We start from the raw sequence: 19385 nt of genomic DNA, 5'->3' as shown, positions 1-19385 counted from the left end.
AAGGTTGTCATGGAAGGTTTCCTCGTCGCGCTGGTCGTCAGCTTCGGCGTCATCTTCGTCGCCGAGCTGGGCGACAAGTCCCAGCTGATGGCGCTGGCGTTCGCCACGCGCTACAAGCCGGTGACGGTTCTGATCGGCATCACCGTCGCCACCGCGGTGGTGCACCTCGTCTCGGTCGGCATCGGGTACGGCCTCGGCGCCACCCTGCCGACCGGCTGGATCTCGCTCATCGCCGGTCTGGCGTTCCTCGCCTTCGGTGCCTGGACGCTGCGCGGCGACGAGCTGACCGAGGCCGAGCGGCAGAAGGCGGAGCGGTCCAGCAAGTCCGCGATCGTCGCGGTCGGAGTGGCGTTCTTCCTGGCCGAACTGGGTGACAAGACCATGCTGGCCACCATCACGCTGGCCACCAAGTACGGCTGGTTCGGCACCTGGCTCGGCTCCACGGTCGGCATGGTCGCCGCGGACGCGCTGGCCATCCTGGTGGGCCGGCTGCTCGGAAAGAAGCTGCCGGAGAAGGCCATCAAGTACGGTGCCGCGGTGCTCTTCGCCATCAGCGGCCTGTGGCTGATCCTGGAGGCGGTGCGCGAGCTGACCTGAGCGCCGACTACCCGCCCCGGCGGCGGGTAACGCCTGCGGGTGAGGCTGGAGGAGCTCCTGCACCAGGGTGACCAGGTGGTGGTCGCCGTGGTGGAGATCGCCGGCGCGGTGATCATCTTCGTCGGCGCGGTCTGGGCGGCGCTGCGGTTCGTCGTCGACGGGCTGCGGCGCCGCGACGCCGCCGTCTTCACCCCGATCCGGCTGTCGCTGGGTCGGTTCCTCACGCTGGGCCTGGAGTTCCAGCTGGCCGCGGACATCCTGCGTACGGCGGTCTCCCCGACGTTCGACCAGATCGCCAAGCTGGCTGCGATCGCCACCATCCGGACGGCGCTCAACTTCTTCCTTCGCCGGGAGATAGCCCAGGAGCAGCAGCAGGTGGGCCGGCCCGGGCCGCCGCCGTGATCGCGACGGTGGTCGCCGCGGCGGGGCTGTTCTCCGGGCTGGCGGTGCTGGTCGGCACCGGATCATGGCGGACCGCGCTGCGGGTGCTGCTGGACCTGCTGACCGCCGCCGGTCTGCTGCGCCTGGGCGTGGACCAGAGCTGGACCGACCTGGCCGGCGCGGCGGCGATAGTCGGCCTGCGCCGGGTGCTCTGGTCGGTGCTGGCGGCCGGGCCCCGCACGCCGTTGTTTCGGCGCTCCGGAGGCGGGAACGATCACAGTTGGACAGCGCTCCGCGAACCGGAAGAAAGCGGGAGGATCACCGCATGAGCAAGCATGACGAGCCCAACGAGTACGGCTTCGCCGGTGGTGCCACCGCACCCGAGCCGCCGGCGGGCGGACGCCCCGACGAGCAGGACCGGGCCGAGGCGGTGGCCGTGCCCGGCGACGACTTCACCGAACCGCTGACCGACGCGCTCAGCGACACCGACGAGGAGCAGGAGCAGCGCGCCGGGCAGCACCGCCGGTGACCGCCGGTCCGGTGGCGCGGTCGACGCGCCACCGGACCGTCCCGGCCCCGGCTCAGGCCTCCCGGCCGGGTCGCTGCTGGTACACGTCGGGCACGCCGTCGCCGTCGGCGTCGCGGGTCTCCTGCTCGGCGATCCGCCGGTAGACCCTGTTCCGCCGGATCAGCACGACCGAGGCCAGCACGGCCGCGGTGACCGACCCCGCGAGTACGGCGATCTTGACCCGCTCGTCCTCGGCGCTGCCCACCCCGAACGCCAGCTCCCCGATCAGCAGGGACACGGTGAACCCGATGCCGGCCAGCAGCGCCACCCCGGCCAGGTCCGCCCAGCTGATGTCCTCGTCGAGCTCGGCACGGGTGAACCGGGCCAGCAGGTAGGTCGAGCCGAAGATGCCGATCGCCTTGCCCAGCACCAGACCGGCGGCGATGCCGAGCACGATCGGGTCGGTGAGCACCGCCCCGAGGTCGGCGTCTCGCAGGGACACACCGGCGGCGAAGAAGGCGAACACGGGCACCGCGAAGCCGGCGGACACCGGCCGCCAACGGTGCTCCAGGTGCTCGGCCAGGCCCGGTCCGCTGCCCCGGCTGCGCAGCACCGGCACGGTGAAGCCGAGCAGGACACCGGCGACGGTCGCGTGCACCCCCGAGGCGTGCACCAGCGTCCAGGCGAGCACGGCGAGCGGGATCAACGCCCACCACCAGGTCTTCCGCCGCTGCACGAGCAGACCGAACAGGGCGATCGGCGCCAGCGCCAGCAGCAGCGGCAGGGGATGGAATTCCGCCGTGTAGAAGACCGCGATGATGGTGATGGCGAAGAGGTCGTCCACCACGGCCAGGGTGAGCAGGAAGGCCCGCAGCCCCTGCGGCAGGTGCGAGCTGATCACCGCCAGCACGGCGAGCGCGAAGGCGATGTCGGTGGCGGTCGGGATGGCCCAGCCGCGCAGCCCCTCGCCACCCGCCGCGAGAGCCACCCCGACGTAGAACAGCGCCGGGAGCAGCATGCCGCCCAGTGCGGCCACCACCGGCAGCGCGGCACGCCGAGGATCGCGCAGGTCGCCCGCGACGAACTCACGCTTGAGTTCCAGCCCGACGACGAAGAAGAAGATCGCCAGCAGTCCGTCGGCGGCCCATTTGGCCAGGTTGAGGTCCAGGTGCAGGGCGGCGCCGCCCGGCCAGGGAACCCACCGGCCCAGGGCGGCGTACGAGTCTCCCCACGGTGAGTTGGCCCAGACCAGGGCGACGACCGCGCCCAGCAGCAGGAGACCACCGCCGACGGTCTCGGTGCGCAGCACGTCGGCGAGGAACCGGGCCTCGGGCCAGGAACCGCGGGAGAAGAGCCGGCGGGACGGGCCGGTGCGGGTGGGAGGGGAGGCCATGGGCGTGTTTCACCTCGGAGTGTCGGGGCGGCAAGGGACCATCGCCGACCAGACTTCCCGGCACACCAGGCTTTCGACCCTATCCGCACCGGCCCGGCACCGCCGAGCCGATGAGCTGCGACGTTGGCCTCACCGGGGAGTCGGCAGCGCCTGCCAGACCGTGGACCGGTGGGTGCAGAGCGCCTCCATCCGCTTGACCAGCTCCGCCGGGTCCCCGTACGGGTCCAGGGAGCCGATCTCCTCCGGGCGCAGCGCCGGCACCCGGACGTGCGAGATCAGCGGGTGCAGCGGTCGGCTGTCGACCTCGTCGGCGCCGAAGAGGTCCTCGTGCAGCTTCTCGCCGGGACGCAGCCCGGTGAAGACGATCTCGGCGCCGCTCGGCGCCTCGTCGGCGAGTCGCCGGGCCACGTCGGCGATCCGGACCGGCTCGCCCATGTCCAGCACCAGCGCCTCGCCGCCCCGGCCGATGGAGGCGGCCTGGAGCACCAGCTGCACCGCCTCCTGCACGGTCATGAAGTACCGGGTGACGTCCGGGTGGGTGACGGTGATCGGCAGCCCGGCGCGCAGCTGGGCCTCGAACGCGGTGAGCACCGAGCCCCGGCTGGCCAGCACGTTGCCGAACCGGACGCTGAGGTACGCCCCGCCGTACCGTTCGGCGTAGTGCGCGGTGAGCCGCTCGGTGATCCGCTTGGAGTAGCCCAGCACGCTGACCGGGTCGGCCGCCTTGTCGGTGGAGATGTTCACGAACTCGGCCACGTCCCGGCACGCGTCGAGCACGTTCAGGGTGCCGAGGAGGTTGGTCTTGACCGCCTCGCCGGGGTGCCGCTGCAACAGGGTGAGGTGCTTCAGCGCGGCGGCGTGGAAGACGACGTCGGGCTGCCGGTCGGCGATCACCCGGGCGATCCCGTCCCGGTCCCGGATGTCGGCCAGGATCAGCTCGGGCCCGTCCAGCATGGCCCGACCGTCCAGCGACATCTGCAGGGCGTGCAGCGCCGACTCGTCCCGGTCGAGCATCATCAGCTCGCCGGGGTCGCAGCGGGCGATCTGCCGGCACAGCTCGGAGCCGATGGAGCCGCCCGCGCCGGTGACCAGCACCCGCCGCCCGGCCAGTCCGTTGCGGTCCACCGCCAGCTCGGCGACCCGCTGGGCCCGGCCGAGCAGGTCGGTGATCTGCAGGTCGCGTACGTCGGTCACCGCCACCGGGCGGTCGAGCAGTTCGTGCACCGGGGGGAGCACCTTGAACGCCGCGCCGGCCTGCAGGGTCCGGGCGCGTACGTCCCGCATCAGCTCCGGGTCGGCGTGCCCGGTCGCGAAGATGACGGTGTCCGCGCCGGTGGCCCGGACGGCATCGGTGAGCTGCTCGCGGCCACCGAGCACCCGGACGCCGGCCAGCCGCATGTTCCGGTGCTCGCGGTCGTCGTCGAGGAGACCGACCGGGCGGTACCGGCCGGCGGGGTCGGCGAGCAGTACCCGCAGCAGCCGCTCGCTGGTGTCGTCGACGCCGTAGATCAGGGCCCGCGAGGTGGAGGGGGCGGCCTGTGCCCGCTGCTCACGGTGGAACCGGAAGGTGGCCCGGCTGCCCATCATCAGCAGCAGGGCGATCGCGCCGCCGACCAGCGGCGTGCTGGCCGGGATCGGGCGGACGTCCACCGGCAGCAGCACCGCCAGCGCGACGGCGATCGTCAGCGCCCCGGCGGCGGCCAGGTCCCGCACGTCGCCGGCGCTGCCCAGGGGGTGCCGCCCCCACAGCACGAGGCGGGCCCGGTTGAGGCCGGCGTGCAGGGCGGCGCAGGCGAGGGCGGTGCCCAGGACGAGCCCGCTGATCCGCTCGGTGAGGTCGAATTCGTACCGGGTGGTGGCGGCGGCCAGAAAACCCGCGCACCAGGCGGCCGCGTCCAGCGTTAACAGAGACAGGGCCCGGACGCGCCGGTGGTTCGCCGTGGGTGTGGTCGGGCTCGTCGGGGCGGGCGATGCGGGATTCATGGGCTCCCTCTGGTTGCGGGTCGCCGCCTGAGGGGTTTGCGGCAATTTGAGTTCTAAATCGTCTACATTCGGTTCGAGGGTGTCTGACGTTGTGTGGGGGGAATTCAATCCTTACACGACGAGTGTCGTTACTAGGGGGTTTTCGTGCAGCTCAGCGGTGTTGTCCGTTCCGACGGGAGGCCGGCCTGATGGACGTACGCAGCAGCCTGCGCCTGATTCGCCGCAACTGGTGGGTCGTGGTGATCACGGTGATGGTGGCCCTCGGCGCCTCCGCCCTCGTCACCGTGCGCAGCGTGCCCCGGTACGAAGCCTCGGTGACGTTCTTCGTCACCACGTCCAGCAAGGGGGTGGGCGAGGCGTACCAGGGCAACTTCCTGATGCAGCAGCGCGTCAAGTCCTACGTCGACCTGCTGCGCAGCGACCGCCTGGCGCAGACCGTCGTGGCGAAGACCCCGCTCGGGCTCACCGCCGACCAGGTCCAGAGCCGGATCGTCGCCGCCTCCGTGCCGGACACCGTGCTGCTGCGGGCCACCCTCACCGACACCGAGGCGGCCCGCGCCCTCAAGCTCACCGAGGCGATCGCCGCCGAGTTCGTGAGCCTGGTCAAGCAGATCGAGACGCCGCCGGACGGCGGCGGAGCGACGATCAAGGTCGAGGTGATCAGTGGCCCCCGGGTCGGCTCGACGCCGGTGTCGCCGAACCCCGTCCGCAACCTGGTCCTCGGGGCGCTGGCCGGACTGCTCGCCGGCTTGGCGCTGGCGGTGCTGCGTACCCGGCTCGACACCCGCCTACGCGACTCGCTGACCCTGCAACGGGTCACCGGCAGCCCGCTGCTGGGCGAGATCCCCTTCGACGGCAGCGCCCGCTCGGCGCCGTTGATCGTCGGGGACGCGGCCAACTCGCCGCGCGCGGAGGCGGTCCGCAAGCTGCGTACCAACCTGCGTTTCGTCGACGTCCACGAGCCGGCCCGGGTGATCGCGGTGACCAGCGCGCTGCAGGGGGAGGGGAAGACCACGCTCTCCTGCAACCTGGCCATCGCGCTGGCCGAGGCGGGCTGGCGGGTGGCCCTGGTCGACGCGGACCTGCGCCGGCCGAAGGTCGCCGACTACCTCGGCCTGGAGGCCGGCGTCGGCCTGACCGACGTGCTGCTCGGCGACGTGCAGGTCGGCGACGTCGTGCAGCGCTGGGGGGACAAGTCCCTGCTGGTGCTGCCCAGCGGTTCGACCCCGCCCAACCCCAGCGAGCTGCTCGGTTCCAAGGCGATGGCCGACCTGCTGGTGGTGCTGCGCCAGTCGGCGGACATCGTGATCATCGACACCGCGCCGCTGCGAACGGTCACCGACGGAGTGGTGGTCGCCGTGCAGGCCGACGGCGCGCTGCTGGTCAGCCAGCACGGACGCACCGACCGTACGCACGTGGCCGCGGCCGCCCAGTCGTTGCAGTCGGTCTCCGTCCGGCTGCTCGGCTGCGTCCTGAACATGGCGAAGATGGCCAAGGTCGACGCCTACGGTTACGAGAGCTACAAGGTGCTGGTCGCGCCGCCGGCCGCCACCGTCCCGGTGGACCGGGCCCGGGCCGCGGCCGGCGGGGCCCACGCCCGCGGCGGTCCCGCCCACGACGAGACCCAGCAGCTCACCCGGTTGCCTCGATGAGCGCCGCGACCGGCAGTACGGCGCGCTCGATCTGCCGGGCGCAGCGCCGGAAGTCCGCGGCCGTGCCGCCGATCGGGTCGAAGAGGTCGTCGGCGCCGGGGTCGGCGGGCTGCAGTCGGCCCCGGCAGCGGGCGGCGGCCCGCACCGCCGCGCGCAGCACGCCGCCGTCCGCGTCGTCCGGTCGTTCGGCGGCCTCGGCGAGGCGGGCGAACTGGTGCAGGGTGAAGGTGCGGTGCAGCGCGCCGGGAGCGAGCGAGACGCACAGGGAGCGCTGCCGCCGGCTCGCGGTAAGCACCAGCCCGGCGTCGAGGAGGTGCTCGGGGCGCAGCCGGCGGCTGCGGAAACCCGCCGGGTCGCTTCCGGTTCCGGCGGCGATCTCCGCGGCGTACGGATGCATCGCCAGGCCGTCCTCGGCGGCGGTGCCGGCACTGGCGACCTCGACCGGAAGCTTCTCCATCAGCTTCGCGGCCAGGTACTCGGCCATCGGGGACCGGCACAGGTTGGCATGGCAGACGATGAGGATCCGGTCGGCCACGGGGGCCCCTTCCGACGGCGTCGGGGTGACGACTGCGCCGGCCGGCGCGCGCTGTCGACCGGCCGGTGAGGGGCGGACCAGATCCTATGCCGACGCGCCCGCCGGGCCCGGGTCCGCCGCGCCGGACCGATCCGGAGGTGCCCGATGAAGATCGGCGTCCTGTCCTACCACTTCCCGCCGGAGCCGGCGTTCGTCCCGGGCAGCCTCGCCGAGGAGTTGGCCGCCCGGGGTCACGAGGTGCGGGTGCTCACCGGCTTTCCGGACTATCCCGGGGGCCACGTCTATCCCGGTTGGCGGCAGCGCTGGCGGCACCAGACGCACAGCGAGCGGCTCACCGTCCGGCGGGTGCCCAGGTACGCCCGCGGGGACGGCTCGGCCGGGGCCCGGATGGCCGCGTACCTCTCCTTCGCCGGCAGCGTCGCGGTGGCCGGTCGCCGCTACTTCGCCGACATCGACGCGTTGTACGTCTTCCAGCTACCGCCCACCACCTTCGCCACCGCCGCCCTGCTGCGGCTGCTGGGCCGGGTGCCGACCGTGCTCCACGTGCAGGACGTCTGGGCGGAGGAGGACGAGGCCACCCAGGGTGCGGAGCGTGGCCGCTGGTCGGGGCGGATCGGCGCGACGATGTCCCGGATCTACCGGGAGGCCGACGCGATCGCGGTCACCGCGCCGGCCATGGGCGATCTGGTGGTGTCCGCCGGCGCCGACCCGGCCCGGGTGAAACTGGTGCTCAACTGGACCGACGAGCGGATCTTCCGCCCGACGGAACCCTCCCGGGCGGCGCGGGACCTGGTCCGCCGGGGCGACCGCACCGTGGTGATGCACGCCGGCACCATCGGCCGGCGTCAGGGCCTGGAGACCGCGGTACGCGCCGCGGCGGCGCTCGGTGACCGGATGGACCTGGTGCTGGTCGGCTCGGGCGGGGAGGAGCGGCGGGTGCGGGGGCTCGCCGACCAGCTCCGGGCCGACAACGTGCGCTTCGTCGAGCGGCGTTCCGCCCTGGAGATGCCGGATCTCTACGCGGCGGCGGACTATCAGCTGGTCATGCTGCGGGACCTGCCGGAGCTGCGCGGGAGCGTGCCCGCGAAGCTGCAGGCCGCCCTGAGCTGCGCCGCGCCGGTGGTCGCGTCGGCCGGCGGGGACACCGTGGAGCTGGTGGAACGGGCCCGGGCTGGCCTGTCCTGCGCGCCGGAGGACTGGGCGGCGCTGGCGGACCGGTTCTGGCTGGCCTCCACGATCCCGGCCGCGGCGCGGACCGAGATGGGACGGCGCGGCCGGGAGGCGTACCTGCGGGAGATGTCGCTGCGGGCCGGGGTGGACCGGATCGAGCGGATGTTGCAGGAGGCCGGGCATCCGGCGCGGGGCACCGCCCCGGCGGAGTCCCGCGCCCTCGGATAGGGGATTTCCCGCGGCGATCCGTCCGGTTCGCGGCCGACGATCGTTGTTCACGGCGGAAGACGCATTTGGTGGATTGTGTCCGTTTCGGAGTGGAGTCTGGTGTGACCGAGAAGGGTGTGTCGCATCGCCGGCGGTCCCGGCGGCGCAGGAGGGCGCGGATCCGTCGTGCCCTGCTCGCGTCCCTGGTCGTCGGCTCGCTGGTGCTGCTCGGCGTCGGCTGGGTCGGCTTCCGCGGTTGGCAGGCCCGGGCGCACCTGATGAACGCGGCGGGGCTGGCCCGCGAGCTCAGCGCCGACGTGGTCGCCGGCGACGTCGACCGGGCGCAGCGCACCCTGGCCGCCCTGCAGGAGCAGTCCGCGAAGGCCCGCTCGGCGACCGGTGACCCCGGCTGGTGGCTCGGCGAGCACGCGCCCTGGGCGGGTGACGACCTCAACGCCGTACGCCAGATCTCGGTCGCCATCGACGAGCTGGCCCGCGGCGCCTTTCCCAGCCTGCTGCGCACGGACCTGGCGTCGCTGGTGCCCCGCGGTGGGCGACTGGACCTGGGCCGGCTGACCGCCGTGTCGGGCGAGCTCACCGCGGCCGACCGCGTCGTCCGTGAGGTCCGCGCGCGGTTGGCCGCCGTGCCGCAGGAAAGCCTGGTCAGTCAGATCCGGGAGGCGCTCGGCGCGTTGAGTACCGAGATGGACCGGCTGGCGGAGCTGACCGGCGCGGCCGACCGGGGCGCGAAGCTGCTGCCGCCGCTGCTCGGCGCGGACGGCCCCCGCAGCTACCTCCTGCTGTCGCAGAACCTGGCGGAGCTGCGGGCCACCGGCGGGATGTTCGGCGCCTACGCGGTGATCCGCGCGGAGGGTGGCCGGATCAGGATGGTGGAGCAGGGCACCAGCGCCAAGATCGGTCGGTTCGTTCCGCCGCTGGAGGTTCCCGCGCAGACCCGGGCGCTCTGGAACGACTTGCCCGGCATGTACCCCGCCGACGTCAACCTCACCCCGCACTTCCCGACGGCCGCCGCGCTCTACCGGGAGATGTACCGGCGGCGCGGCGGGTCCGCTGTGGACGGGGTGCTGGCGGTGGACCCGGTGATGCTGTCGTACCTGCTCAAGGCGATCGGCACGGTCAGCGTTCCCGGCGGCCCGGCGCTGACCGGCGACCACGCCGTACGCACCCTGCTCAGCGACGCCTACCGGGACCTCGACGAGGAGGAACAGGACGGCTACTTCGCCGCGGCCGCCGCAGCGGTCTTCGACGCGCTTTTCACCAGAAATGTTGACCCTCGCACCCTTTTGTCGGCTTTTGACCGTTCGATTACTGAAGGGCGGGTATTGTTCTGGAGTGCCCGACCTGAGGAGCAGCGCATGCTCGACGACAGCCGACTGACCGGCACCCTGCCGGAGAAGGACGCCGTACCGACCGTCGGCGTCTACCTCAACGACGGCAGCGGCGCGAAGCTCGGCTACTACGTGCGGCCCGCGGCCACCCTCACCGTTGGCGACTGCCGCACCGACGGCCGCCGCGAGCTGCGCCTGCGCTTCACGTTGCACTCGACGGCCCCCGCCTCCGGGCTCAGCAAGTCGGTCCTGGGGCTGGGTCGGTCGGGCGACCCGTACACCATCCGCACGCTCGTCTCCGTCTACAGCCCCACCGGCGGCACGGTGGTCGACGGTCGACTCGACGGTGAGCAGATCGGCCTCGGCAGCGGCTACGACCGGCGCCGGCAGATCGCGGTGGCCAACGTCGAGGTGCCGCCCGGACGTACCCGGACCCTCGACGTCGGTCTGCTGACCGGCAAGACCTCGGCGGGCGCCGCCGAGCTCAGAACCACACCCACCGCCACCCCGTGGACCACCCAAGTTGTCACCGCACCGAGTTGTGAACAGTAGGAGGGAATCCATCATGCGGCTATCCCGCATAATCTTGGCGCTCACGGCGGGGCTGGCCGTGGCGGCGGCGCCCGGCGCCGCACTCGGCGCGCAGCCACAGCCGCCGCCGGACTACGTCCCCACGCCGCCGACGCTCACGGTCACGCCGTCGTCGACGACTCCCGGGACCATCGTCACCGGCGTCGGCACCGGCTTCCTGCCCGGCGAGATCGCGACCATCACCGTCACGGTCGGCGGCCTGCCCGTCGCCGCGCCGGCCGCGGCGCGCCGCAGCGACGGTACGACCGTCACGATGGCCGCCGTCGCCTACCAGCAGCAGGCCCCGACCCCCGGGTCCTCGCTCACCGGCAACAACCCGCCGCGACGGTTCACCGTGCAGGTCGACGGCAGCGGCTCGTTCACCTTCAAGTACCGGGTGACCCGGCCGGGGCTGTGGACGTTCACCGCGCGTGGCAACTCGTCCGGGCGTACGGCCAGCGCCAGCGTGACCGTCACTCCGGGACCGCCGCCCCACCGGCCGCCCCACCGGCCGCCGCACCACCTGCCGGTCACCGGTGCCAGCCTCGGCACCCCGATGAAGATCGGCGGCGGCCTGCTGGGTGCGGGCGCGGTCATGGTCCTGGCGACCATGGTCTGGCGGCGCCGTCGGCTGGAGAGCTGACCGCCACCGCACGTTTCTCCTTCCCTGGTGAACGGTGGACGCCCGCCGGATCGACGAGATCCGGCGGGCGTCCCCGTGCGTCCCCCCGGCGCGCGCCGGCCACTGGCACGATGACGGAATGGCTGTCGCCGCGTGGTCGGATCGGACGGGTGTGGTGGTGCTGCCGGGCGGGGCGGAGGTACGCGGCCGGCCGGCCCGCAGAGCCGCCTCGCCCGCCGACTTCACCCTGCTGCTCGTCGACGGGCCGGCGCCGGCGTGGCCGTCGCGGCGGGTGCGGTGGCCCGACTTCTGGATCCCGGTGGACCGCGCCGACGCGCTGGACGCGCTGGGCGAGGCGTTGCGCCGGGCCCACGCCGGCGAGCGGGTCGAGGTGGCCTGCCGGGGCGGCATCGGCCGGACCGGGACGGCGCTGGCGGCGCTGGCCGTGCTGGACGGGCTGCCGGTCGGGCAGGCGGTGACCTGGGTCCGTGCCCACTACCACCCGCGGGCCGTCGAGACCCCGTGGCAGCGGCGCTGGTTGCGCTCCCTGCCGCCGCCGGGGACCGAGCCGGCGGCTTGACGGGGGCTGTCAACCTGATCCCGGAGCGCGGGCGACGCCCGCCACGTCGGGGAGGTCCACCATGAACACGCCGCAGTACCGCCGGCCGCCGGCCGGAATGCCGTCCGGGGTGCCGTCCCGGGCGTTCGCGATCGTCGGATCGGTGCTGGCCGCGGTGCTCGTGCTGATCGTCGCCGTCGGCGCGCTGGTCAGCGGCTTCGACAAGACCGCCGGCGGTGAGGTCGGCGTGGTGCGCAACGGCGGCTGGCTCGACGACAACCGGGTCCGCCAGGTGGTGCCGGCCGGCTCGGCGCGCACCTGGACCGGGCTCTACTCCACCATGCACCGCTACCCGGCCCAGCAGCGGTTCTACACCATCACCGCCGACCCCGCCCGGGGCGACAAGACCGGCGTGGACGTGGTGAACACCCCCTCCAGCGACGGCGTGGAGATGGGCATCGAGGGCACCATCTACTTCACCCTCAACCTGGACGCCAAGGCGCTCGCGCAGTTCGACACCAAGTTCGGCACCCGGCAGTTCCGCGGCGTCGACGGCACCCTGCGCTACGCCTACGACGGGGACGAGGGCTGGAGCAGCTTCCTCGACGCGATCGTCCGGCCGGTCATCGACAACGACCTGCGTATCCAGATCAGCAAGTTCCGCTGCGCGGAGCTGGTCTCCAGCTGCGCCCTGGTGCAGAACGGCGCCCAGCGCGCCCCGGCCACCGGCCCGGGCGACCCGGACGCGGCGGGACAGGCCAACAACACCAACATCGCCAAGGTCCAGGAGGCGGTCAACGAGAGCCTGCCCAAGGACCTCGCCGAGATGCTCGGCGGCGACTTCTTCGAGGGCATAAAGTTCAACCTGGCCCGGGTGACCCTGCCGCAGGCCGTCCAGGAGGCGGTCAACAAGGCCCAGGCGGCGTACGCGGCGGTCAGCGAGGCCCAGGCCAAGGTGGCCCAGGCCCGGGCCGAGGCCGACGCGAACAAGACCCGTCAGCAGGGCTACAACGCCTGCTCCGCCTGCGCGCAGATCGACATCATCAAGGCGTTGCCGCCCGGCGTCACCACGTACGCGCCGGGCGCCGGAGCCACCGTACCGTTGAAGTGAGGGGGGGTGGCGCGGTGCGGGCGCTGATCCTGCTCCTCCCGCTGGTTCTCGCGGTCCTGCCGCTCTGCCTCGCGGTGGGCCGGGCGGTGGACCGGCGGGCCGCCCGCTCGGCCCGGTGGCAGGTGGTGCACTACGGCCGGGACGGGTACACGGTCGTCGCGGTGGGGCTGCTGCCCCGCCACGGCGGCGGCCCGCTCGACGAGCACGTCGTGGACCGGATCCCGCAGGCCGATCCGGAGTGGACGACCCGGTTCCTGCGGGCCCGGGAGGTCGCCGAGGAGCGGGCGTTCCATCTCAACTCCGGTGGCACGGCGCTGCCAGGTTGATCGCCCGCCACGCCGGGGTGGGTCACCCCCCACACGATCTTCCCCGCTACCCTCCTCACCCATGAGAGGACGGGCCCTGGCAGCCGCGGTCACCGCCGCCGTACTCACGACGACGCCGGTCCCGGCGGTCGCCGGCCCGCGGGCCGCCGCGGCGCCGGCCGGCACACCGGTGCCGTGCCCGCACACGGTGCCGCCGAAGGCGGACCGGCCGCCCCGACCGGTGCCGCCGCCCGCGGTGCCCGAGGCGCAGCGGGTGGGCGGCGACGCCCTGGCCACCCCCGGGCTGATCGTCCCGCCCGGGGCGCCCAGCCCGCCGCCGCTCACCGCGACCTCCTGGGTGGTCGCCGACCTGGACAGCGGCGCGGTGCTCGGCGCCTGCGGCCCGCACGAGTACGGCACCCCCGCCAGCACCCAGAAGCTGCTGCTGGCGGCGACCATGATGCCGAAGCTCGACCCGAAACAACTGGCCACCGTCACCCGGCCCGATCTGGACATCGAACCGGGCAGCTCGGCGGTCGGCCTGGTGCAGGGCGGTCGCTACCGGGTGGAGACCCTGTGGCTGGGGCTGTTGCTCAACTCCGGTAACGAGGCGGCCAACCTGCTGGCCCGGCTCGGCGCCGGCTCGGTGCCCGCCGGCGTCAAGGCGATGAACGACAGGGCCCGCGAGCTCGGCGCGTTGCAGACCCACGCGGTGACCCCCTCCGGGCTGGACGGCAAGGGCCAGTTCACCAGCGCGTACGACCTGGCGCTGATCGGTCGGGCGTGCTTCGCCATCCCCGACTTCCGTCGGTACGCGTTGACCCGCAACACGACGATCCCGGCCCAGCCGGCGCTGAAGCAGACCGGTTTCCAGATCCAGAACGAGAACAAGCTCATCTACAACTACCCGGGGGCGCTGGGCGGCAAGACCGGCTTCACCGAGCTGGCCCGGCACACCTACGTCGGTGCGGCGCAACGCGACGGCCGGCGGCTGGTGGTGACGCTGCTCGGCGCGGAACGTTATCCGCTGGCCGGCTGGAAGCAGGGGGCCGCCCTGCTCGACTGGGGCTTCTCCCTGCCGAAGGACGCCTCCGTGGGCCGGCTGGTGGAGCCGGGGGAGCTGACCGCGGAACAGGCGGCACCGGCCGCCTCGCCGCGACCGGCCGCGACCGAGCCCGACCCGGCCGACACCCCGGGGCCGGTGGCGGCGTACCGGGCCGCCGAGGACTGGACCCGCCGGTGGTGGCCCGCGGCGGCCGGGGCGGGCGCGGTGTTGTTCGTGCTGGTGACGGTGTTCCTGGTCCGGGGCCGTCGGGACCAGGGCCGGCGCCGTCGCGGTCCGGGCCGGCGCCGGGCCGCCTGACCCGGCCGGTCAGCGGCCGGCCTCCGCCCGTCGCCACGCGCGGGAGTGCAGCAGCCGGAGCCCGGGCCCTGCCCGACCACCCGCGTGGCGACCACACCGCCCACCAGGCCCGTACGACCTCGCCGGCCGGCTGACCGGTTGCCGGGTCCGCGCGCCCGGCCCGCGCCTATGGTCGACCCATGGACCGTTCCAGCCTGGCGCTGACCGCGCCGGTGGGCCGCGCCGGGCCACCGACGCCCGGCCGGTAGCCCGGGGTGACGGCCCGGACCCGGCGACCCTCCCCGGCGTCCCTGCTCAGCCTGGCCGTGTCCGGCGGTCTGCTCGCCGCGCTCAGCCTCTGGGCCCGGCACCGCCCCCCGGGACCCGCGGAACGCGACCTGTTCCGGCTGCTCAACCAGCTGCCGGCGGCGTTCACCCCGGCGCTGGTGGCGGTGATGTCCCTCGGCTCGTACCCGGCGGTCCTCGTCGCGGCCGCGACGGCGACCGCCGCCCGGCGGTTCCGCCTGGCCCGGGACCTGCTGCTCGCGGGCAACCTGGGCTACTGGTCGGCGGTGCTGATCCGGTCGGTGGTGGCCCGCCGACGGCCGGCCGGATACCTGCCCGACGTCCGCCTGCCCGCCCACGTACCCGACGGCTACGGCTACCCCTCCGGCCACGTGGCGGTGGTGACCGCGCTGGGTCTGGTGCTGGCCCCCACCCTGCCCCGGCGGTGGCGCTGGCCGGTCTGGGTGGCCGTCGCGGCGGTCGGCCTCGCCCGGATCCACGTCGGCGCGCACCTGCCGGTCGACGTGCTGGGCGGGGCGCTGGTCGGCTGGTTCTCGGCCGGCCTGACCCGGCTGCTGCCCGGCCACCCCGCAGCGGAGGGGCACCCGGACCGCCCTACCGGCCGCCAGGGGTGGCTGGGCCGGTACGGCCGGCGGGACGTCTTCCTGCTGGTGATGCTGGGCGCGCTGGCGTACCTCCTGCTGCACCAGCTCGCCCAGGTCCGGCTCGCCGCGCACACGCTGGCGCACGCCCGACCGGGATGGGCCGCGGCCACCCTGCTCGCCGCCGCCGCCACCTACCCGCTCAGCGCCGCCGCGCTGCGGCTCGCCACCGCCGAGCGGGTGCCGCTGCGGGAGACGGTGCTGGTGCAGGTCGCCGCCGCCTTCGCGAACCGGGTCGCGCCCGGCAGCGTCGGCGGCGTCGCGCTCGGCGTGCGGTATCTGCGTCGGCGAGGGCTGTCGGTGCCGGCGGCGGCCACGGCGGTCGCGGTGACCCGGGTGGCCGGCGTCCTGTCGGTGGTCCTGCTGCTGCCGGTGCTGCTGCCGTTCGCCCGGACCACCGGCCGCCACCTCACCGTGGCGGCCACCCGGTCCACGACCGTGCTCCTGGTCGCGTCGGGGGTGCTGGCGCTGGTGGCGGCGGCGCTCGCCGTGCCCCGGCTGCGCGCCCGGATACGGTCCGCGCGCCACCAGGTCGCCGACGCGGTACGGGTGCTGCGGCACAGCGGGCGGATCCGCCGGTTGATCCTGGTGAGCGTCGGCCTCACCCTCTCCTACGGCGCCTGTCTCTGGTTCGCCCTGCTGGCCGTGGGGCTGCCGGTGGCGCTGGCGCCGGTGCCCGCGGTGGTGCTGGTGTGCATCGTGGGGGAGGGGGTGGCCACGGCGGCCCCCACCCCGGGCGGCCTCGGCGCCACCGAGGCGGCCCTGGTCTCCGGTCTGCTGCTGGCCGGGATACCGGTGGTGACGGCGGTGGCCGGCGTGCTGGTCTACCGGCTGGCCAGCTTCTGGATCCCGGTGGTGCCGGGGTACGTCGCGCTGCGGCTGCTGGTGCGCCGGAACCTGGTGTGACCTGCGGCCGGCAGGTGACCGGATTGGATCACCCGGCGTTGGGAATGCGCGGCGGATGAGGGAGCAGGGCCGCGGCCGGGTCGTCGTGGTGTCGGCCGACGTGGGCGCCGGCCACGACACCGCGGCCGCCGAGCTGTCCCGGCGGCTGCGCGAGCACGGCTTCCTGGTCGACCGGGTGAACCTGCTGGACACGTTCCCGGCCCCGGTGGGCTGGGCGTTCCGGGAGGCGTACCGGGGGATCCTGCGCTGGCTGCCCTGGGGCTACCAGGCGCTGTTCACCGTCACCAGCCGCTCCCGGGCCCCGGTGGCGCTGGTCCGGGCCCTGCTGCGCCCGGTCCGTCGCCGGATGCGCCGCCGCATCCCGCCGGACACCCGGGTGGTGGTCACCACCTACCCCTTCGCCAACCAGCTGCTCGGGCCGATGCGCCGCCGGCTACGGGTGCCGGTGGTCACCTACGTGACGGACTTCGTGGTCCACCCGACCTGGGTTTCACCGGGCGTGGACGTGTACTGCGCGCTGCGCCACGCCGAGCTGCGCGACGTGTCGGACCCGGTGTGCCTGCGGGAGGTGCAACCGCTGGTCCCGGCCGCCTTCGCCACCCCGCCGACCGAGGACCGGGCCCGGGCGCGGGACCGGTTCGGGTTGCCCCGCGACGGCCGGCTGGCGTTGATCGTGGCGGGCGCCTGGGGTGCCGGCGAGGTGGAGACCACGGTGGCCGAGGTCGCCGGGACCGGTCGGGTCCGGCCGGTGGTGGTCTGCGGACGCAACGAGACGCTGCGGGAACGGTTGCTCCGCCACCACGAGCACGTGTTCGGCTGGGTCGACGACATGCCGGCGCTGATGCGCGCCGTCGACCTGGTGGTGGAGAACGCCGGCGGTCTGACCTGCCAGGAGGCGCTGGCCAGCGGGTTGCCCGTGGTCACCTACCGGCCGATCCCGGGGCACGGCCGGGCCAACGCCTCGGTGCTGGCCCGACACGGGCTGACCCGGTGGGTGCCCGCGCCGGAGCAGTTGCGGCCGGCGTTCGACGCGCTGGCCGCCGCGTTCGACGACGACCCGGCGCCGCTCGGCTCCGCTCACCGTGGACCCGTGGCGCCGCCGGGCCGGGTGAGCGCCGGCCCGACCGATCCGGCCCGCCTGGTAGCCGAGCTGGCCGCCGCGCCCCCGGTGGCCCCGGCGCCCGCCGGGCGGGTCCGCACCCTGGTGACCGCGCTGGCGGACATCGTGGGTGACGCGATGGCCGTGCTGGTCGCCGTGGCCCAGTCGGCGGCCCTGACCCGGATCGGCCGCCGGTGAGGCCGCACCCGGGCGTGGCGCTGCCCTGGGCCTCCGCGCTCCACCGGGCGGGCCCGGTGCTGCGGACCGCCGCCGTCTCCCTCGCCGCGGCGCAGGTCGCCCCGGCCCTCACCGCCCTGCCCGGGCTGCGGTCGTGGTGCCTGCCTGGGCTGAACGGGGGCGTCGGCTCGGGTCGGGTGGCGTTGACCTTCGACGACGGCCCGGACCCGGAGTCGACCCCCTGGTTCCTGGCGGTGCTGGCCGAGCACTCCGTGCGGGCGACCTTCTTCGTCCTCGGGTCGATGCTGGAACGCTCCCCGGACCTGGGCCGGCGGATCGTCGCCGCGGGGCACGAGGTCGGCGTACACGGGTGGGAGCACCGCAACCTGCTGCTGCGCGGGCCGGTGGCGACCTGGCGGGAGCTGTCCCGCACCCGCGACCTGGTGACGGCCGTGACCGGCCGCCGGCCACTGTTCTTCCGACCCCCGTACGGGGTGCTCACCGGCGCCGCACTGCTGGCGGCACGCCGACTGGACCTGCGGCCCGTCCTCTGGACCTGCTGGGGTCGGGACTGGACCCGTACGGCCACCGGCGACAGCGTCCACGACACCGTCCGGGCGGGGCTCGGGTCGGGCGGGACGATCCTGCTGCACGACTCGGACTGCACGGCCGCCCCCGGCGCCTGGCGGTCCAGCCTGGCCGCGCTGCCCCGGCTGCTCGCCCACTGCCGGCGGCAGGGCTGGGCGGTGGGACCGCTGGGCGAGCAGCGGGCCCTCGACCGGTGATCGTCGCGGTGCTGGCCGCCCTCGTGGCGGCGTTCGCCTTCGCTCTCTCCACCACCATGCACGAGCGCGCGGCGAAGCGGCAGCCGGCGCGGCGGGCGTTCGATCCCCGGCTGCTCTGGCGGCTGCTGGGCACCCGGTTGTGGCAGCTCGGCTGGGTCCCGGACGTGATCGGCACCCTGGCCCAGGCTCTCGCGCTGCGGTACGGGCCGCTGGCCGTCGTGCAGCCGCTGATGGCCACCGGACTCTTCATGGCCGTCCTGCTGGAGGCCGCCTGGAACCGGCGGCGGGCGCGACGCCGTGACCTGGTGGCGACGCTGGTCGGTCTGGCCGGGCTGATCGGCTTCCTGGTCGTCGCCGACCCCCACGCCGGGGTCGACGCCCCGAGCGCCGCCGCCTGGTGGTGGGTGGCGGCGGGGGTGGGCGGCGTGGTGACCCTGTGCCTCCTGGCGGCCCGGACGAGCACGGGCGCGGCCCGGGGTGCCCTGCTCGGAGTCGCCACCGGAGTGCTGTACGGGATGGCCGCCGCCCTGCTCAAGGCGGTGGCCGCCGGGGTCCACGGCAATCCGCTGGCGCTGCTGACCGATCCCCGCCTGACCGCGCTGGTGCTGGTGGCCCTGCTCGGCGTGCAGCTCAACCAGAACGCGTTCCAGAGTGGTCGGATCGCCGCCCCGCTGACCGCGCTCACCCTGACCGAGCCGGTGGCCGGTGTGCTGATCGGGGTGACCGCCTTCCACGAGACGCTCTCCCTCGGTGGGGCGCGGATCCCGCTGCTCCTGGTCGCCGGGGCGGCCATCGTGGCGGGGGTCCGGCTGGCCGGCGGCTCGGCACCGGCCGCCCGCTGATCCGGCGGCCCCGCCGACCCACCGGTGCCCGGGGGCGGCCGGTCCGGCCGCCCCCCGGGGCGTGGTCACGGTCGGAGCGGCTCCTCGCCGGCGGCCCGGGCCCGGTCGGCGTCGGCGTCGGCCGCACCGACCGGCGTGCCGTCGGAGTCGCGGGTGGCGCCGGTCAGGTCGGTGTCCGCGCCGGCGTTCGCCGCGTCGGCCCGGGCGTCGTCGGCGCCGACGACGGGACCGCCGTCGCGCTCGCCGGCGTCCTCGGTGAGGTCTCCGGTGACGGCGAGGCCGAGCGGGGCGTATCGGGGGTCGGTCATGGCTCCTCCTTCGATGTCCTTCCCCCCGGGCTACCCC

20 protein-coding genes are annotated in these 19385 nt (G+C 74.5%); 16 read left to right on the top strand and 4 right to left on the bottom strand.

What is annotated here, in order from left to right:
- Nucleotides 1-9 precede the first annotated feature (9 nt).
- Genes GA0074704_RS18890 through GA0074704_RS18875 form a run of 4 tightly spaced genes read left to right on the top strand, consistent with a single transcriptional unit; the run spans nt 10 to nt 1507 of the window.
- Entirely contained in the window at nt 10-597 is a 588-nt protein-coding gene (locus GA0074704_RS18890) for a TMEM165/GDT1 family protein (RefSeq protein WP_088971734.1), read from the top strand.
- Between the two features lie 39 nt (nt 598-636).
- Entirely contained in the window at nt 637-999 is a 363-nt protein-coding gene (locus tag GA0074704_RS18885; protein WP_088971733.1) for a DUF1622 domain-containing protein, read from the top strand.
- Nucleotides 996-1307 carry a hypothetical protein gene (locus GA0074704_RS18880; protein WP_197697550.1) on the top strand — a complete coding sequence of 104 codons (312 nt, stop codon included), beginning with the start codon at nt 996-998 and terminating at the stop codon, nt 1305-1307. Before GA0074704_RS18885 ends, GA0074704_RS18880 begins: the two co-directional genes overlap by 4 nt.
- A complete protein-coding gene (locus GA0074704_RS18875; protein ID WP_088971732.1) occupies nt 1304-1507 on the top strand; it encodes a hypothetical protein in 204 nt (67 codons plus the stop codon). The genes GA0074704_RS18880 and GA0074704_RS18875 overlap by 4 nt, the downstream gene beginning before the upstream one ends.
- Nucleotides 1508-1559: 52 nt before the next feature.
- Here the strand turns inward: GA0074704_RS18875 and nhaA are convergent, their stop codons facing one another.
- Nucleotides 1560-2879 (bottom strand): Na+/H+ antiporter NhaA, encoded by a 1320-nt coding sequence (nhaA, locus tag GA0074704_RS18870; protein ID WP_088971731.1) that lies wholly within the window; start codon nt 2877-2879, stop codon nt 1560-1562.
- A 129-nt stretch (nt 2880-3008) separates the two neighbouring features.
- Nucleotides 3009-4862, bottom strand: a complete 1854-nt coding sequence (locus tag GA0074704_RS18865; protein WP_088971730.1) for a nucleoside-diphosphate sugar epimerase/dehydratase — start codon at nt 4860-4862, stop codon at nt 3009-3011.
- A gap of 188 nt (nt 4863-5050) precedes the next feature.
- Between GA0074704_RS18865 and GA0074704_RS18860 the strand changes: the two genes are divergently transcribed.
- On the top strand, nt 5051-6514 hold the full coding sequence (locus GA0074704_RS18860) for a polysaccharide biosynthesis tyrosine autokinase (protein ID WP_088971729.1): 1464 nt from the start codon (nt 5051-5053) through the stop codon (nt 6512-6514).
- On the opposite strand, the gene GA0074704_RS18855 is transcribed toward GA0074704_RS18860, so the two are convergent.
- A complete protein-coding gene (locus tag GA0074704_RS18855; protein ID WP_088971728.1) occupies nt 6495-7049 on the bottom strand; it encodes an arsenate reductase/protein-tyrosine-phosphatase family protein in 555 nt (184 codons plus the stop codon). The two genes, GA0074704_RS18860 and GA0074704_RS18855, sit on opposite strands and share 20 nt — an antisense overlap.
- Before the next feature lie 144 nt (nt 7050-7193).
- On the opposite strand from GA0074704_RS18855, the gene GA0074704_RS18850 reads away from it, so the two are divergent.
- From GA0074704_RS18850 to GA0074704_RS18800, 11 genes are all read left to right on the top strand, one after another.
- Complete coding sequence (locus tag GA0074704_RS18850) at nt 7194-8447, top strand: glycosyltransferase family 4 protein (RefSeq protein ID WP_088971727.1); 1254 nt, start codon at nt 7194-7196, stop codon at nt 8445-8447.
- A gap of 101 nt (nt 8448-8548) precedes the next feature.
- Complete coding sequence (locus GA0074704_RS18845; protein ID WP_088971726.1) at nt 8549-10327, top strand: DUF4012 domain-containing protein; 1779 nt, start codon at nt 8549-8551, stop codon at nt 10325-10327.
- Between the two features lie 34 nt (nt 10328-10361).
- A complete protein-coding gene (locus tag GA0074704_RS18840) occupies nt 10362-10988 on the top strand; it encodes a hypothetical protein (protein ID WP_231926552.1) in 627 nt (208 codons plus the stop codon).
- Nucleotides 10989-11106: 118 nt separating this feature from the next.
- Nucleotides 11107-11547 carry a protein-tyrosine phosphatase family protein gene (locus GA0074704_RS18835; protein WP_088973794.1) on the top strand — a complete coding sequence of 147 codons (441 nt, stop codon included), beginning with the start codon at nt 11107-11109 and terminating at the stop codon, nt 11545-11547.
- Between the two features lie 61 nt (nt 11548-11608).
- Nucleotides 11609-12637 (top strand): SPFH domain-containing protein, encoded by a 1029-nt coding sequence (locus tag GA0074704_RS18830; protein ID WP_231926550.1) that lies wholly within the window; start codon nt 11609-11611, stop codon nt 12635-12637.
- A 14-nt stretch (nt 12638-12651) separates the two neighbouring features.
- Entirely contained in the window at nt 12652-12963 is a 312-nt protein-coding gene (locus tag GA0074704_RS18825; RefSeq protein ID WP_088971724.1) for a hypothetical protein, read from the top strand.
- Between the two features lie 61 nt (nt 12964-13024).
- Complete coding sequence (locus GA0074704_RS18820; protein WP_088971723.1) at nt 13025-14305, top strand: D-alanyl-D-alanine carboxypeptidase family protein; 1281 nt, start codon at nt 13025-13027, stop codon at nt 14303-14305.
- A 254-nt stretch (nt 14306-14559) separates the two neighbouring features.
- Nucleotides 14560-16137: a flippase-like domain-containing protein gene (locus GA0074704_RS18815; protein ID WP_088971722.1), complete on the top strand. Its 1578-nt coding sequence runs from the start codon at nt 14560-14562 to the stop codon at nt 16135-16137.
- A 55-nt stretch (nt 16138-16192) separates the two neighbouring features.
- Complete coding sequence (locus tag GA0074704_RS18810; RefSeq protein WP_088971721.1) at nt 16193-17434, top strand: MGDG synthase family glycosyltransferase; 1242 nt, start codon at nt 16193-16195, stop codon at nt 17432-17434.
- Nucleotides 17431-18198: a polysaccharide deacetylase family protein gene (locus tag GA0074704_RS18805; RefSeq protein WP_231926548.1), complete on the top strand. Its 768-nt coding sequence runs from the start codon at nt 17431-17433 to the stop codon at nt 18196-18198. Before GA0074704_RS18810 ends, GA0074704_RS18805 begins: the two co-directional genes overlap by 4 nt.
- On the top strand, nt 18195-19040 hold the full coding sequence (locus tag GA0074704_RS18800) for a DMT family transporter (protein ID WP_088971720.1): 846 nt from the start codon (nt 18195-18197) through the stop codon (nt 19038-19040). Before GA0074704_RS18805 ends, GA0074704_RS18800 begins: the two co-directional genes overlap by 4 nt.
- Nucleotides 19041-19105: 65 nt before the next feature.
- On the opposite strand, the gene GA0074704_RS18795 is transcribed toward GA0074704_RS18800, so the two are convergent.
- Complete coding sequence (locus GA0074704_RS18795) at nt 19106-19348, bottom strand: hypothetical protein (RefSeq protein ID WP_088971719.1); 243 nt, start codon at nt 19346-19348, stop codon at nt 19106-19108.
- Nucleotides 19349-19385 lie beyond the last annotated feature (37 nt).

Origin of the sequence: Micromonospora siamensis, from assembly GCF_900090305.1 — a bacterium.
Taxonomy (GTDB): domain Bacteria; phylum Actinomycetota; class Actinomycetes; order Mycobacteriales; family Micromonosporaceae; genus Micromonospora; species Micromonospora siamensis.
This window is presented reverse-complemented; position numbering and strand designations above follow the sequence as displayed.

Excerpts from the sequence above, each read along its gene's own strand:
- GA0074704_RS18890 (WP_088971734.1), top strand. The coding sequence starts at position 10 with ATGGAAGGTTTCCTCGTCGCGCTGGTCGTCAGCTTCGGCGTCATCTTC.
- GA0074704_RS18875 (WP_088971732.1), top strand. The coding sequence starts at position 1,304 with ATGAGCAAGCATGACGAGCCCAACGAGTACGGCTTCGCCGGTGGTGCC.
- nhaA (WP_088971731.1), bottom strand. The coding sequence starts at position 2,879 with ATGGCCTCCCCTCCCACCCGCACCGGCCCGTCCCGCCGGCTCTTCTCC.
- GA0074704_RS18865 (WP_088971730.1), bottom strand. The coding sequence starts at position 4,862 with ATGAATCCCGCATCGCCCGCCCCGACGAGCCCGACCACACCCACGGCG.
- GA0074704_RS18860 (WP_088971729.1), top strand. The coding sequence starts at position 5,051 with ATGGACGTACGCAGCAGCCTGCGCCTGATTCGCCGCAACTGGTGGGTC.
- GA0074704_RS18850 (WP_088971727.1), top strand. The coding sequence starts at position 7,194 with ATGAAGATCGGCGTCCTGTCCTACCACTTCCCGCCGGAGCCGGCGTTC.
- GA0074704_RS18835 (WP_088973794.1), top strand. The coding sequence starts at position 11,107 with ATGGCTGTCGCCGCGTGGTCGGATCGGACGGGTGTGGTGGTGCTGCCG.
- GA0074704_RS18830 (WP_231926550.1), top strand. The coding sequence starts at position 11,609 with ATGAACACGCCGCAGTACCGCCGGCCGCCGGCCGGAATGCCGTCCGGG.
- GA0074704_RS18820 (WP_088971723.1), top strand. The coding sequence starts at position 13,025 with ATGAGAGGACGGGCCCTGGCAGCCGCGGTCACCGCCGCCGTACTCACG.
- GA0074704_RS18810 (WP_088971721.1), top strand. The coding sequence starts at position 16,193 with ATGAGGGAGCAGGGCCGCGGCCGGGTCGTCGTGGTGTCGGCCGACGTG.
- GA0074704_RS18795 (WP_088971719.1), bottom strand. The coding sequence starts at position 19,348 with ATGACCGACCCCCGATACGCCCCGCTCGGCCTCGCCGTCACCGGAGAC.